12 protein-coding genes and 1 pseudogene are annotated in these 13,878 nt (G+C 68.5%); 7 read left to right on the plus strand and 6 right to left on the minus strand.

Annotation, left to right across the window (positions count from 1 at the left end; all coding sequences use genetic code 11):
* A pseudogene (locus QK444_RS19625) lies at positions 1-671 on the minus strand (NlpC/P60 family protein); the annotation flags it as partial.
* Positions 672-1,090: 419 nt separating this feature from the next.
* Complete coding sequence (locus QK444_RS19630) at positions 1,091-1,642, minus strand: DUF6676 family protein (protein ID WP_282782370.1); 552 nt, start codon at positions 1,640-1,642, stop codon at positions 1,091-1,093.
* 214 nt (positions 1,643-1,856) lie between these two features.
* Here QK444_RS19630 and QK444_RS19635 point away from each other — a divergent pair, with 214 nt between their 5' ends.
* Together QK444_RS19635 and QK444_RS19640 are read left to right on the plus strand one after the other, a co-directional pair.
* Positions 1,857-4,655, plus strand: a complete 2,799-nt coding sequence (locus QK444_RS19635) for an aconitate hydratase (protein ID WP_282782372.1) — start codon at positions 1,857-1,859, stop codon at positions 4,653-4,655.
* Positions 4,656-4,882: 227 nt separating this feature from the next.
* Positions 4,883-5,449, plus strand: a complete 567-nt coding sequence (locus QK444_RS19640; RefSeq protein WP_029925007.1) for a TetR/AcrR family transcriptional regulator — start codon at positions 4,883-4,885, stop codon at positions 5,447-5,449.
* A 179-nt stretch (positions 5,450-5,628) separates the two neighbouring features.
* Here QK444_RS19640 and QK444_RS19645 read toward each other — a convergent pair whose 3' ends face one another.
* Positions 5,629-5,988 carry an MmcQ/YjbR family DNA-binding protein gene (locus tag QK444_RS19645; RefSeq protein ID WP_282782376.1) on the minus strand — a complete coding sequence of 120 codons (360 nt, stop codon included), beginning with the start codon at positions 5,986-5,988 and terminating at the stop codon, positions 5,629-5,631.
* A 489-nt stretch (positions 5,989-6,477) separates the two neighbouring features.
* Between QK444_RS19645 and QK444_RS19650 the strand changes: the two genes are divergently transcribed.
* The 3 genes from QK444_RS19650 (at position 6,478) to QK444_RS19660 (ending at position 8,537) form a co-directional block, all read left to right on the plus strand.
* The gene (locus QK444_RS19650) at positions 6,478-6,894 is read left to right on the plus strand and encodes an acyl-CoA thioesterase (RefSeq protein ID WP_282782378.1); all 417 of its coding nucleotides are present in this window, start codon (positions 6,478-6,480) and stop codon (positions 6,892-6,894) included.
* 171 nt (positions 6,895-7,065) lie between these two features.
* Positions 7,066-7,551, plus strand: coding sequence for a hypothetical protein (locus QK444_RS19655; RefSeq protein ID WP_282782380.1), 486 nt, complete (start codon positions 7,066-7,068; stop codon positions 7,549-7,551).
* A gap of 23 nt (positions 7,552-7,574) precedes the next feature.
* Positions 7,575-8,537 carry a hypothetical protein gene (locus QK444_RS19660; protein ID WP_282782382.1) on the plus strand — a complete coding sequence of 321 codons (963 nt, stop codon included), beginning with the start codon at positions 7,575-7,577 and terminating at the stop codon, positions 8,535-8,537.
* Between the two features lie 64 nt (positions 8,538-8,601).
* Here the strand turns inward: QK444_RS19660 and QK444_RS19665 are convergent, their stop codons facing one another.
* Both QK444_RS19665 and QK444_RS19670 read right to left on the minus strand, forming a co-directional pair.
* A complete protein-coding gene (locus QK444_RS19665; protein ID WP_039813075.1) occupies positions 8,602-8,853 on the minus strand; it encodes a helix-turn-helix domain-containing protein in 252 nt (83 codons plus the stop codon).
* Between the two features lie 81 nt (positions 8,854-8,934).
* Complete coding sequence (locus tag QK444_RS19670) at positions 8,935-10,566, minus strand: ABC-F family ATP-binding cassette domain-containing protein (protein ID WP_039813078.1); 1,632 nt, start codon at positions 10,564-10,566, stop codon at positions 8,935-8,937.
* A gap of 363 nt (positions 10,567-10,929) precedes the next feature.
* On the opposite strand from QK444_RS19670, the gene QK444_RS19675 reads away from it, so the two are divergent.
* Entirely contained in the window at positions 10,930-11,733 is an 804-nt protein-coding gene (locus tag QK444_RS19675) for a VOC family protein (protein ID WP_282782386.1), read from the plus strand.
* A gap of 298 nt (positions 11,734-12,031) precedes the next feature.
* Positions 12,032-12,967 carry a cutinase family protein gene (locus tag QK444_RS19680; protein WP_282782388.1) on the plus strand — a complete coding sequence of 312 codons (936 nt, stop codon included), beginning with the start codon at positions 12,032-12,034 and terminating at the stop codon, positions 12,965-12,967.
* A gap of 3 nt (positions 12,968-12,970) precedes the next feature.
* Here the strand turns inward: QK444_RS19680 and QK444_RS19685 are convergent.
* The coding region (locus QK444_RS19685; protein WP_282782390.1) for a DUF3533 domain-containing protein at positions 12,971-13,878 on the minus strand (908 nt) is incomplete at its 5' end.

Here is a 13,878-nt window from a genome sequence, read left to right on the forward strand (position 1 = left end):
GCTCGGGCCTCGGCGAGGCGTTGCTGGGCCGAATCCCGTTGCGCCACCAGGCCGTTGCGGACGGCCGTCTGCTGGTTCAGTTCGGCCTGGGCGGCGGCCACCGCGTTCTCGGCCTCCACCTTCTTGCGTTCGGCATCGGCCGCGGCGGCATCGGCGATCTGCTGGGCGCGGCGCGCCTCGGCGTTCTTGTTGGCCTGATCCACCTGGGCGCGGCGCAGGCCGTCCACCACCTGCCGCTGATTCTTCGAGGCGATGGTCAGCACCTGGGCGCGGGCCAGCGCGGTCTCCGGATCGGGAGCGGATAGATACGTCACCAGCGAGGTGGAGCCGGGCCGCATGTAGATCTGGGCGACGAACTTGTTGAACTCGCGGTGCGCGGCGTCGACGCGGGTGCCCGCCTCGGTGAGTTCCTGCTTGCTCGCCGCGACCGCCGCAGCGGCGGCATCGGCGACGGCACGGGCCTGCTGCAGATCCACCAGCGCCTTGTTGACGGCCTCGCGGCGCGCGGCCACCGCGTCGTCGAGATGGCGCAGCTGCTGTTCGATCGAGGCGACCTGATTGATCAGCGCGCCCACCTCACCGACCCCGGCATCGACCTGCGCGCCCGCGTCGGCGATCTCGCTGTCACTCGGATTGGGCGGGGGTGGCGGCACCGCATGGCCGGTACTCACGCCCACCGCGAAAACCGTTGCCACAACGAGCAATCCCGCAGCGACCCGCACCGGGCGTCCCCGCCACCTCGCCGGTAATCGCATCGCACCTCCCTGGATCCCGCTCGGCCCCGGGGAAAGGGAGCGAACAACTGCCCCATGAGCCTCATCAACACCATCCGAAACACCGGACTCCCGAGGCCCGCACGACACTTCTTCCCCAAGAGTGGCGTGGCGCCACGGTACGACACCCACGTCCCGGGATCGGGGAGGCACGCCACAATGACCACCATTCAATTCACTCGTTGCCGGTTATTAGCCCGATCTATATGACGCGTCAGGCATCGAGGACGGCGAACTCGCGGCCGGTCAACACCCGACCGCGAGCAACCAACGAGTGAACGAGACCCGGGCGTTGGAACGCACCGAATTCGTAGAAGTCAGGCGACCGGTTCGCGGTCCTTCGCGGCATCCGACGCCCCCGCAGCGCGGCGCGACTTCACCACGTACAGCCCGGCGATGATCGCCACCAGACCGGCCACCAGCACGGCCGTGATCAGGGTCCATGACAGACCCTCTTCGGACTTCATCCGGTCCACGAAGATGCGCGCCGCTTCCTCGGTGTGCGCCGGTCCGCGGTATTTGGCCTTGTCCTCGGCCCATTCCAGCCGCGCGCGGCTGTAGGTGTCACTCCAGGTGCCCACCCAGTCGTCACTGAAGACGACCACGGTGCCCTGCTCCTGCTCGCCCACTTCGGTGGCCAGATCGCGGAGCTTGGCTTCGATGCCCGGATTGCCGGGTATGACGATGATGTTCAGGTCGATGCCGTGTTCACGCGCATCGGCGGCGATATCGGCGAGGCCGTCCTGCTTGCGCCCCTCGGGTGCGGCGACATGGTTGTCGGCGAGATCGCGGAGAATGGCATCCAGATCGGTGTCCGGTGGTAGCTCGGCGAGCGCGGGGGTGAAAGCCTGGGTGTGCGAGACGGTCACGGGGTGCAGAGTACGGGACCGGTTGTCACATCACCTCACCACGGCGCGCCGAACGGTCGGTCACACCGCTCCGGATGCGCCCGGGACCCCTCCCCCGCTCGTTCACAGGACAAGCGTACTGTTAGGGTTGCACCCGGACGAGGCCGCGCGCCTCGACGAGCCATCGGCACAGCCCCGCCGGTGGCCCCCATTCACAGACGAGTGGAGCTGAAACGTGACGAGTATCGATACTTTCGGCGCCAAGGGCACCCTAGAGGTCGGAAGCAACTCCTACGAGATCTTCCGCCTCTCGGCCGTGCCCGGCACCGAGAAGCTGCCCTACGCGCTCAAGGTCCTCGCGGAGAACCTGCTCCGTACCGAGGACGGCGCCAACATCACCGCCGACCACATCCGCGCCATCGCCAACTGGGATCCGAGCGCGGACCCCGACACCGAGATCCAGTTCACCCCGGCCCGCGTGATCATGCAGGACTTCACCGGCGTGCCCTGTGTCGTCGACCTCGCCACCATGCGCGAGGCCGTCACCGCCCTGGGCGGCGACCCGAACAAGGTGAACCCGCTCTCCCCCGCCGACATGGTCATCGACCACTCGGTCATCCTCGACGTCTTCGGCCGCGCCGACGCCCTCGAGCGCAACGTCGACCTGGAGTACCAGCGCAACTCCGAGCGCTACCAGTTCCTGCGCTGGGGCCAGGGCGCCTTCGACGACTTCCGCGTCGTCCCGCCGGGCATGGGCATCGTGCACCAGGTCAACATCGAGTACCTGGCCCCGACCGTCATGGTCCGCAACGGCCAGGCCTACCCCGACACCTGCGTCGGCACCGACTCGCACACCACCATGGTCAACGGCCTGGGTGTGCTGGGCTGGGGCGTCGGCGGCATCGAGGCCGAGGCCGCCATGCTCGGCCAGCCGGTCTCCATGCTGATCCCGCGCGTCGTCGGCTTCAAGCTGACCGGTGAGATCCAGCCCGGCGTGACCGCCACCGACGTCGTGCTCACCGTCACCGACATGCTGCGCAAGCACGGTGTGGTCGGCAAATTCGTCGAGTTCTACGGCAAGGGCGTCGCCGAGGTGCCGCTCGCCAACCGCGCCACCCTGGGCAATATGAGCCCCGAGTTCGGTTCCACCGCGGCGATCTTCCCGATCGACGCCGAGACCATCAACTACCTGCGCCTGACCGGCCGCACCGACGAGCAGCTCGCGCTCGTCGAGGCGTACGCCAAGGAGCAGGGCATGTGGCACGACCCGGACCACGAGCCCGCCTACTCGGAGTACCTGGAGCTGGACCTGAGCACCGTGGTGCCGTCCATCGCCGGTCCGAAGCGTCCGCAGGACCGTATCCTGCTGTCGGAGAGCAAGATCGCCTTCCGCAAGGACATCTACAACTACGTCACCGAGGGCGACTCCACCCCGCACACCCAGCTGGACGAGGCCGTCGAGGAGTCCTTCCCGGCCAGCGATCCGGCCGTGCTGTCCTTCGCCGAGGACGACGCGGTGCTGCCGACCGCCGCCAACGGCTCGGAGGGCCGACCCACCAAGCCGATCAAGGTCTCCGATCCGGAGCGCGGTGACTTCGTGCTCGACCACGGCGCGGTCGTGGTCGCGGGCATCACCTCCTGCACCAACACCTCCAACCCGTCGGTCATGCTGGGCGCCGCCCTGCTGGCCCGCAACGCGGTGGAGAAGGGTCTGTCCTCCAAGCCGTGGGTCAAGACCAATATGGCCCCGGGCTCGCAGGTCGTCGCCGACTACTACGAGAAGGCCGGCCTGTGGCCGTACCTCGAGAAGCTCGGCTTCTACGTGGGCGGCTTCGGCTGCACCACCTGCATCGGCAACACCGGTCCGCTGCCGGAGGAGATCTCCAAGGCGATCAACGACAACGACCTGTCGGTCACCGCGGTGCTCTCGGGCAACCGCAACTTCGAGGGTCGCATCTCCCCCGACGTGAAGATGAACTACCTGGCCTCGCCGCCGCTGGTCATCGCGTACGCGCTCGCGGGCACCATGGACTTCGACTTCGAGCACGACTCGCTGGGCAAGGACAAGGACGGCAACGACGTCTTCCTGAAGGACATCTGGCCGTCCCCGCAGGAGATCGACGACACCATCAAGTCGGCGATCAACCGCGACATGTTCACCAAGTCCTACGCCGACGTCTTCAAGGGCGACGAGCGCTGGCAGAACCTGAGCACCCCGGAGGGCGACACCTTCGCGTGGGACGAGAACTCGACCTACGTGCGCAAGGCCCCGTACTTCGAGGGCATGGAACTCGAGCCCGCCCCGGTCGAGGACATCAAGGGCGCGCGCGTGCTGGCGCTGCTGGGCGATTCGGTCACCACCGACCACATCTCCCCGGCCGGTCCGATCAAGCCGGGCACCCCGGCCGCCCAGTACCTCGACTCGCACGGCGTGGCGCGCAAGGACTACAACTCCCTGGGCTCGCGTCGCGGCAACCACGAGGTCATGATCCGCGGCACCTTCGCCAACATCCGGTTGCGCAACCAGCTGCTCGACGATGTCTCGGGTGGTTACACCCGCGACTTCACCCAGGAGGGCGGCCCGCAGGCGTTCATCTACGACGCCTCGCAGAACTACCAGAAGGCCGGTATTCCGCTGGTCGTGCTGGGCGGCAAGGAGTACGGCTCCGGCTCCTCGCGCGACTGGGCCGCGAAGGGCACCCGCCTGCTGGGCGTCAAGGCCGTGATCACCGAGTCGTTCGAGCGCATCCACCGCTCCAACCTCATCGGTATGGGCGTGGTTCCGCTGCAGTTCCCGGCCGGTGAGAGCGCCAAGTCGCTGGGTCTGGACGGCACGGAGACCTTCGATATCGAGGGCATCACCAAGCTGAACGAGGGTGTGACTCCGAAGACCATGAAGGTGACCGCCACCAAGGGCAGCGGCGAGAAGGTCGTCTTCGACGCGGTCGTCCGCATCGACACCCCCGGTGAGGCGGACTACTACCGCAACGGCGGCATCCTGCAGTACGTGCTGCGGAATATGATCCGCGGCTGATTCGCCGCATTTCCCGCCAGCGCGGGAATGAGCCCTGTTGCGGCACAACCGAATAGCGAACTCCCCGGCATTCGTGCCGGGGACTCGCGTCCGGTATCGGTGGTAGGTGGCGGGTCACGCCGTCACCTGCCGCGCGACCTGTCCGGGTCGCTTCGCTCGTCGCTCGTGCGGGGTGTGTGCACCACTTCCGGTGCACGCGCCCCGCACAGATGGTTTCGGAGGAGTCCATGCCCAAGGTCAGTGACGACCACCTCGCCGCCCGCCGCGGCCAGATTCTCGATGGGGCCCGTCGATGCTTCGCCGAGTACGGCTACGAGGGTGCCACCGTGCGCCGCCTGGAAGAGGCGACGGGTCTGTCGCGCGGCGCGATCTTCCATCACTTCCGTGACAAGGACGCGCTCTTCCTCGCCCTGGCGCAGGAGGACACCGCCCGCATGGCCGAGGTCGCCGCCACCCAAGGCCTGGTGCAGGTGATGCGCGATATGCTCGCCCACCCCGAGGACTTCGACTGGCTCGGAACACGTTTGGAGATCGCGCGGCGGCTGCGCAACGATCCCGAATTCCGCGGCCACTGGGAGCAACGCTCCGAGGAACTCACCGCCGCCACCGTCGCGCGCCTGGAACGCCGCAAATCCGAAGGGGCGCTGCGCGACGACGTCCCCACCGAGGTGCTGCTCGGGTACCTCGACCTGGTGCTGGACGGCCTCATCGCCCGCATCGCCTCCGGCCACGCCGGGGACAACCTCTCGGCCGTCCTCGACCTGGTGGAGGCATCGGTCCGTCGCAAAAACTGACCGCCGTGTCGGGCAGCACCGGCTACCGAAGCACGAATCGACAGGCCGCCGCAGCGCACGCTCGTATCCCGGCGCGACGGCGGTCCCCGCGCGACGCGTCGACGACGCAGCTGCCCAGCATGCTCGCATCAGCCTGCTCGCATCAGCCCGCACGGACCGGTCGCGCCCCGGGCACCGCACTACCGCGAATCCAACTCCGCGACCAGCCGTTTCGGCGCAACGGCGCGATAGGCGTCCTCGACGATCTCCGCCACCTCGGTCCAGTCGACGGGTACGTCCAGATACACCCCGAGCCAGCCCCGATGCCCCACGTAGGGCGGGCGGAAGTAGCGCGTGGGCGCGGCCGCGATCAGCTCCTCCTGGACGCCGGGCGGGGCGGCGCACCAGAATCCGAGCCGATCGTCGTGATGGTGGTCGGCGAACATCACGAACAGCTTCTTGCCGCGCACGAACCAGCACGGCTCGCCGTGGCTGACGCGCTCGCTCACCTCCGGCAGCGCCAGGCACAGCGCCCGCAGGGATTCCAGTGGGTCGCTCATGAGCGGAGAATAGCGGCCCGGATCCGGCGGCGGCTTGGACGAATGGGAAGCGGCTCAGGGCACTGCGCCGGACTCCCAAGCGCGCAGCAGAGTGCGGCTCGCTGATCGTCTCCCGGCTGATGCCGCACGCCTTCGGCGCCGCCCCGACCAGTGGCGCTCGCATTCTGATCGCCCTCATGCCGGGGATCGAGTGTTTCGAGTACTTCCGGCTACTCGAACGATTGGCGCACGGCGCCGCCACCGTCGAAGACCTCGCGGCATCCCAGGAGGAGTTCGACAACTGGTTCGTCGACGCCCCGGGTGGTGGGCCGAGCGCACGGCCGGTCGACGCTGACACGCCGCGGCCGCGACGCGAGCCGGGCGGGCGCGCCAACCCCGCGCAATGCGTTCGCCCGCTGGCGATCGCGGTGGTAGCCGGGCGGTCGCCGATGTGCCGAAGACCACCGCGCAGCCGGGAATGCGGCCTATTGTGGGAGAGTTTGTCCGGTTATGGCTTTCTCTGTGCCCGTCACCGTGCGCGGTTACGAACTCGATATCAACGGTCATCTGAATCAGGCCGTTTACCTGCAGTACGCCGAGCATGCCCGCTGGGAACTGCTGAAGGCGGCCGGTGTCCCGGGCGAGAAGATGGTCGGATCGGGGATCGGACCCGTGGTGCTGGAACAGACCCTGAAGTACCAGCGCGAGCTGCATCTCGGCGATGAGGTGACCGTGAGCTGCGAGTTCCGCTGGAGCGGCGGCAAGGCGTTCCGCATGCACCAGGAGATCCGCAAGCTGGACGGCACCGTCTCGGCCACCATCGACGTGGTGTGCGGCATCATGGATCTGCGGCTGCGCAAGCTCGTCGCCGATCCCGCGGCCGCGCTGCGGGAGGTCGCGGAGTTCCCGGAGACGCTGGGCCTCTGAGCCCGATTGCGAAGACCGAAAATCTTTCGGCGGTAGCGGTTTCCGCAGCGTCGACGCCGGTTTGCCGGTACGCCTGAAATCTTTCGTTGCGAACCGAACAGGCCATGTCGCGAGATATGATCTGGATCACGCTCGGCTCTACAGCAAATCCCGAGCAGATCGGAGATCAGTATGACTGGCGCCCTTCGTCCACGTGTTTCCGCGCCACCGGGCACCGCAGCCCCACCCACCGCTACCGCCTCGCCACCGCTACCGGGCTACCTCGTCGATGCCACCGAACGCCATATCCGCGTGCGGGTCACCGACGGCATCTGGACCTTCCGCTGGGCCGACGTCCTGGCGCTGACCGACTGTGAGTTCGGGGCCCAGGGTCCGCGTCTCGGCGACGCCCGCCCCGTACTGGTGCGCGTGCGCGCGGGCGCGACCGCCGACTTCACCCAGCGGCGGCGGATCGAACTCACCGAGCGCCCCCTGACCCTGCCGCAGGACCACACGCCCACCCGCGGGGACGACGAACTGGCGCGGCTCACCGAAAGCTGGGCTCGCCGCCTGGAACTCACCACCGGCCCCGGCATCGGCGGCGCGACCATGACCTGCTGCCAGACCCGTTCGCATTCCGGTAGCGACGACGGCGCGGCCTGCGACAGTCTCGACTGACGAGCCGATCGAGGCTCTCCGATATGACAGCCCGCACAACGGGTTCGGTGCTCATTGTGACCGAATCCGACGATCTCCATGGCGACGCCCTCGCCGTGACCCTGCGAAAGCATCACGGGCTCACCCCAATTCGGCTCGATATGCGCGACTTTCCGCGCGAGAACGGGACTTTCCGCCTGGCCCGTGACGGCACCGCCCGCAGTCTGTCCCATGTGCTCGGACTCGATGACGTGGTCTCGGTGTGGTGGCGTCGCCCGCATCCCTGCCTGGTACCCGGCAGTGCACAGCACGGCGACGACGCGTACCGGCAGGCCGAATGCGACGGTTTCCTGCAAGGCATGCTCTGGTCCATACCGGCGCTGTGGGTGAACGATCCGGGGGCCGACCGCACCGCCACCCGCAAGATCGTGCAGCTGGAGACGGCCTATCGCGCCGGGTTCGCCATTCCGGAAACCCTGATCACCAATGACGCCGAGGAGGCGCACGCGTTCGTCGAGTCCCGCCCCGGCCCGGTGGTGTACAAGCGCACCGGCACGGGACGCGGCCCGTTCACCGAGACCCGCGTCGTCACACCGGGCGAGCTGACGCGGCTGCCCTCGATCCGCCACTCCCCCACCACGTTCCAGGACTACATCGTCGCCGCCTACGACCTGCGGGTGGTGTGGGTCGACGGGCTGGAGTGGGCGGTGCGCATCGACTCGCAATCCGGTGTGGGCCAGGTCGATTCGCGCCTGGACACCTCGGTCGACTTCACCCCGGAACGCCTGCCCGCCGCGGTGAGCAAATCGCTGACCACCCTGATGGGCGCGCTGGGCCTCAGTTTCGGCGTGCTCGACCTGCGGGTGGGCCTCGACGGGGAGTTCTACTTCCTCGAGGTCAACCCGCAGGGCCAGTTCGCGTACCTGGAGATCAAGACCGGGCTCCCGATCTTCCGGAGCCTGGCCAATCTCCTGGTGTTCGGCGACGGCACCGTGCCCGACCACTGAGCGGCACGCGCGACACCGTCGTGCGGCACCACTCGCCGTGGCGCCGCACGGTCGGCGAAATCGCCTACTTGCTGGCGGATTTGGCGCTGGACTTGCGCCGGTTCGCCCCACCCCGGCTGCGGAGCTGCACATGCGACTCCACGAGCACATTGTGGATGAAACCGTACGATCGCCCGGTCTCTCGCGCCAGCGAGCGGATGCTCGCCCCAGCCTCGTACTGCTTCTTGAGCTGGGTTTGCAGGCGATCTCGCGACTTTCCGGTGACGCGCGTGCCTTTACCCAATCCGGCTTTACCCTGTGCGGGCCTGTCACTCATGGCTTCCTCCGAGTCGCCCTGCAGCCTCTTTCCAGGCTAGACACTCGGAGAGCTGTGATCAACGGATTCCTGTGATGAGAATCACGCCAGCTGAATGAGTTCCAGATAATCCTGCGACCAGTGGTCCTCGGTGCCGTCCGGAAGCATGATCACACGCTCGGGGTTCAGCGCCTCGGCGGCGCCCGGGTCGTGGGTCACCAGCACCACCGCGCCCGCATAACTGCGCAGCGCGTCGAGCACCTGTTCGCGCGACACCGGGTCGAGGTTGTTGGTCGGCTCGTCGAGCAACAGCACGTTGGCCGCCGAGGACACCAGACCCGCGAGCGCCAGTCGGGTCTTCTCACCGCCGGACAGCGTGCCCGCGGGCTGCTCCAGCTGCGGGCCGGAGAACATGAACGCGCCCAGCAGGCCGCGCAGATCCTGTTCGCCCGCGTCGGGGGCGGCGTGCCGGATGTTCTCCCAGACGCTGGCCCGATCGTCCAGGGTGTCGTGCTCCTGGGCGAAATAGCCGACCTTCAAACCGTGCCCGGGTTCGAGCTCACCCGCGGTGGGGGTCTCCACGCCCGCGAGCAGCCGCAGCAGCGTGGTCTTGCCGGCACCGTTGAGGCCGAGGATCACCACTCGGCTGCCGCGGTCGATGGCCAGGTCCACGCCGGTGAAGATCTCCAGCGAGCCGTACAGTTTGGTGAGGTTCTTGGCCATGAGCGGCGTCTTGCCGCAGGCCGCGGGTTCGGGGAACTTGATCCGCGCCACCTTGTCGGCCACGCGCACCTCGTCCGCCTCCGCGAGCATGCGCTCGGCGCGCTTCAGCATGTTCTGCGCGGCAACGGCTTTGGTGGCCTTGGCGCCCATCTTCGCGGCCTGCTGCTTGAGCGCGGACGCCTTCTTCTCGGCATTGGCGCGTTCGCGGCGGCGGCGCTGCTCGTCGGTGGCGCGGGCGTCGAGGTACTTCTTCCAGCCCATGTTGTAGATATCGGCCTCACCGCGCACGGCGTCGAGGAACCACACCTTGTTCACCACGTCGGCCAGCAGCTCCACATCGTGGGAGATGACGATCAGGCCGCCGTCGTGATTCTGCAGGAAGCCGCGCAGCCAGGTGATGGAGTCGGCGTCGAGGTGGTTGGTGGGCTCGTCCAGTAGCAGCGTGGTATCGGATTTGCCGCCGGAGCCGTCCGAGGCGGCGAACAGGATGCGCGCCAACTCGATTCGCCGGCGCTGACCGCCGGAGAGGGTGCGCAGCGCCTGGGCCAGCACCCGGTCGGGCAGGCCCAGGCTGTGACAGATGCGCGCCGCCTCGCTCTCGGCGACATAGCCACCCAGGGCCGAGAAGCGCTCCTCCAGGCGGCCGTACTTGCGAATGGCCTTCTCCCGCTCGCCGTCGTCGACCACCTCGGCCATGAGCGCCTGCTGCTTCTCCATATCGCGCAGTAGCTTGTCCAGTCCGCGCGCCGACAGCACCCGGTCCTTGGCCAGCACGTCGAGATCGCCCTCGCGCGGATCCTGCGGCAGATAGCCGATATCGCCGGAGCGAATCACCTTGCCCGCGTAGGGTTCCCCCTCGCCCGCGAGAATTCGCAGGGTGGTGGTCTTGCCCGCGCCGTTGCGCCCGACGAGACCGATCCGGTCACCGGCCTGCACCCGCAGCGCCGACCCGGGTGCGGTCAGCAGGGTGCGGACTCCGGCCCGGACCTCCAGATCGGTCGCGGTGATCACACAGGTCTCCTCGGTGCGCGGCGGATGGCAAACGTGTCGATTGTGTGTCCCCTCGACACACAAGAACCACCGATTTTACCGCCGACACCCCGGTTGGGCCGAATCGAGCGTATCGCCCGCAACCGGACGCCCGGGCCGCTCACCTGCGCGATCCGCGCGCGAGGACCGCCGCCCCACGGCCCCCGGCGTCCGACAGTGACACATCTCACCGCGGCGATCACGGTCCGGTGCTGTCGCACCCGGCCCGACCGGCGTCGAATCCGCCGCGCTTTCGCCCGGTCGCTACGGGCACGGTGTGGTTAGCTGATCATGTGCTGTAAGTCGGACAAATATCCCGCCCGAATGAACTCAGGAGGTCCGATCATGCCCACCCGTGATTCCGCGTGGCCGCAGGGCACACCGTGCTGGGTCGACTGTTCGGTGGACGACCCGGCCGCCGCCCGCGAGTTCTATTCGCGCCTGCTGGGATGGGAGGTGCTCGACGGCCCGCCCGAGGCGGGCGGATACCTGATGGCGATGCTGAACGGACGCGCCGCGGCCGGAATCGGTCCGAAGATGGGCGACGGGCCCATGCCGTCGGTGTGGACCACCTATTTCGCCGCCGACGACGTGGACGCCGTCGCGGCGGCCGTCAGCGCGGCGGGTGGCACGGTGTACGTGCCGCCGTTCGACGTGATGGAGGTGGGCCGCATGTGCGTGGCCGCGGACGGCGACGGCGCCGTCTTCGGGGTCTGGCAGGCCAAGGCGCACACCGGGGCCGAGATCTGCAACGAACCGGGCGCGTACTGCTGGAACGAGTTGCACACCAACCGGTTCGCACAGGCGAAGCAGTTCTACCTGAGCGTCTTCGGATGGTCGTACCACACCGTCAGCGATACCGACCGATTCCGCTACGCCACCTTCTCCACCCCGGGTTCCGCCGCCGAGGTGGGTGGCCTCATGGACTCCACCACCGTGCCCGGCGAGACGCCGTCCTACTGGCTGGCCTGGTTCCAGACCGCCGATGCCGACACCAGCCTCGCCACGGCGCGCGAACTGGGCGCGAACGTGCTGATGGGCCCGGAGGACAGTGCGTTCGGGCGCATGGGCATCGTCCAGGGCCCGCAGGGTGAGGTGTTCGGACTCATCGACACCACGCGCACGGTCGGCGACGCCCCAACCAGCTGATTCCGGCCCCGGAGCACCGGGCCGCGAACGACCCGATGCCCGACCGTCGGCACCTCGGCGCGACCGATCCACCGTCCGCGCGGTGCCGGACGGCCCGGGGTGATCCACCCGTTTCGGACGGTTTGCCGATCGGTCGCCGACACTTGCGATCAAACAACAACCGGACCACCCGGTTCTTGGTATCTTCTGCCCGGAGCGCCGCCGTCCACCGGGCTTGGAGCTCGGGACGTGGATATCGCGGCGCTGTCGCGCGATCTGGAGGAGTCAGTCCGAACGTTCCGAACAAGGAGTGTGCGCCTTGTCTTTTCGAACTACCCGATCGTCCTCGACAACCTGGGGCCTGGCAGCGGCCGCCGTGCTGGCCGCGTCCGCAGCGCTGTACACCGCGGACGCGCCCCCGGCCGCCGCCGCCCCGAACGCCTGCCCCGACCTCAATGTGATCGCCGTGCCCGGCACCTGGGAGACCTCCCGGGAGGAACCGGGCCAGGGCATGCTGGCCCAGGTCACCCAGGGCTTGCCGGGCAATGTGCGCACCGACTACGTGACCTATGCGGCCACCGCCCTGCCGTGGGAGGGCGCGGTCTACGGCCGGTCCAAGAAGGAGGCCGTCGACACCGCGCGCGGCCTGCTCTCCGCCACCGCGGCCCGGTGCGACGCAACGCGTTTCGCGCTCATCGGCTACAGCCAGGGTGCCGATGCGGCCGGCGATCTGGCCGCCGAGATCGGCACCGGATTCGGTGTGGTGCCGCCGGACCGGATCGCGGCGGTCGGCCTGATGTCGGATCCGCGCCGCTCCCCCGCCGACGCGCTGGTGGGCCCGCCGGTGCCCGGCGCGGGTGCGGGCGGGGCGCGTGTCGGCGGCTTCGGCTGGCTGTCGGACAAGGTGCGCACCTTCTGCGCGGAGGGTGATCTGTACTGTTCGGTGCCCAATGACGATCTCGCCGGGCGCTTCGCGGGCTTCGCCACCCAGTTGTCCGCGCCGGATCCGCTGCAGGTCGGCAATTACGCCTACACGCTGCAATCGATTCTGGCCGAGGCGCTCATTCCGGGCGGCACCGCCATTCTGGCCGCTCCGGCCGAGGATCCGGCCGGTGAGCAGTGGGTGCGCCAGGTGCAGGAATTCCTGGTCTCCGGTGTGCACCAGTCCTATCCGCGCTATGTGGTGGACGGTAGCGGTGCGACCGCCACGCACTGGCTGCACAACTGGCTGGCCGACGTGGCCGTGGCGGACTGAGCGTCACCCCGCACCGGCGGATGTGCGCGCCCGCAGCCGGTCGTAGCCGAGGGTGGTCGCGACGCCCAATCCGACCGCGATCACGACACCGAGCGTGCACATCCCCACCGCGCGGGTCAGGCCCGCGTCGGCGCGGGCGTCGAAGTACAGGATCGAGCGGATACCGAGATAGACCTGATGCATCGGCTCGAATCGCGACAGTGCCCCGTATGCCGGCGGCGTGGCCTCGATGGGCACGATGCCGCCGGACGACGGCAGCCCCAGGGCCAGGAAGAGCAGCATATTGATGGGCATGCCGAGGGTGTTGAGCACCGGCAGCCGCAGCGCCGTCGCGGCGGTGGCGACCACCGTCAGAATGGTCATGGCGGTCATGCCGATGGCGAGTGAGGCATAGGCGCTGAACAGGTAGAGCGCCGTGTGATGGTCCATCGGCATGCCCAGCGCCGCGGCGATGAGCTGGTAGACACCGGCCATCACCACCGCCACCACGCCCGCGAGTCCCCACTTGTAGAGCAGCACCCGCCACCGCGAGATCCCGGTGTCGTGCGCTACGGCCGCGTCCACGCCGCCATTGATGAGCAGACTGCCGGTGAATCCGGCGAAGACCACCAGCAGCGTGTAGTAGAAGGCCGAGATGCCATTGGCGCTGCCCGCGGGCAGTGGATGGAATTCGACGACCGACATCCGGAAGGGTTCGGCGAGGGTGATCAGGGCGGCGTCGGTCAGCGGCGCCCCGTTCGCCCGCGCCCGGTTCAGCACGTCCGCGCCGAGTTCACGATTGGCCCGCTCCAGCACCGGATCCACGAGCCGTACCGCCAACGAGACCGCCGTGGCACCGGTGCGCGGATTGGTCCGGATCTCGACCACCGGCGCCGCGCCCACGCCGGTGTGCTGTTCGAGGGCGGTCACCC

Source organism: Nocardia sp. CC201C (genome assembly GCF_030010695.1).
GTDB lineage: Bacteria > Actinomycetota > Actinomycetes > Mycobacteriales > Mycobacteriaceae > Nocardia > Nocardia otitidiscaviarum.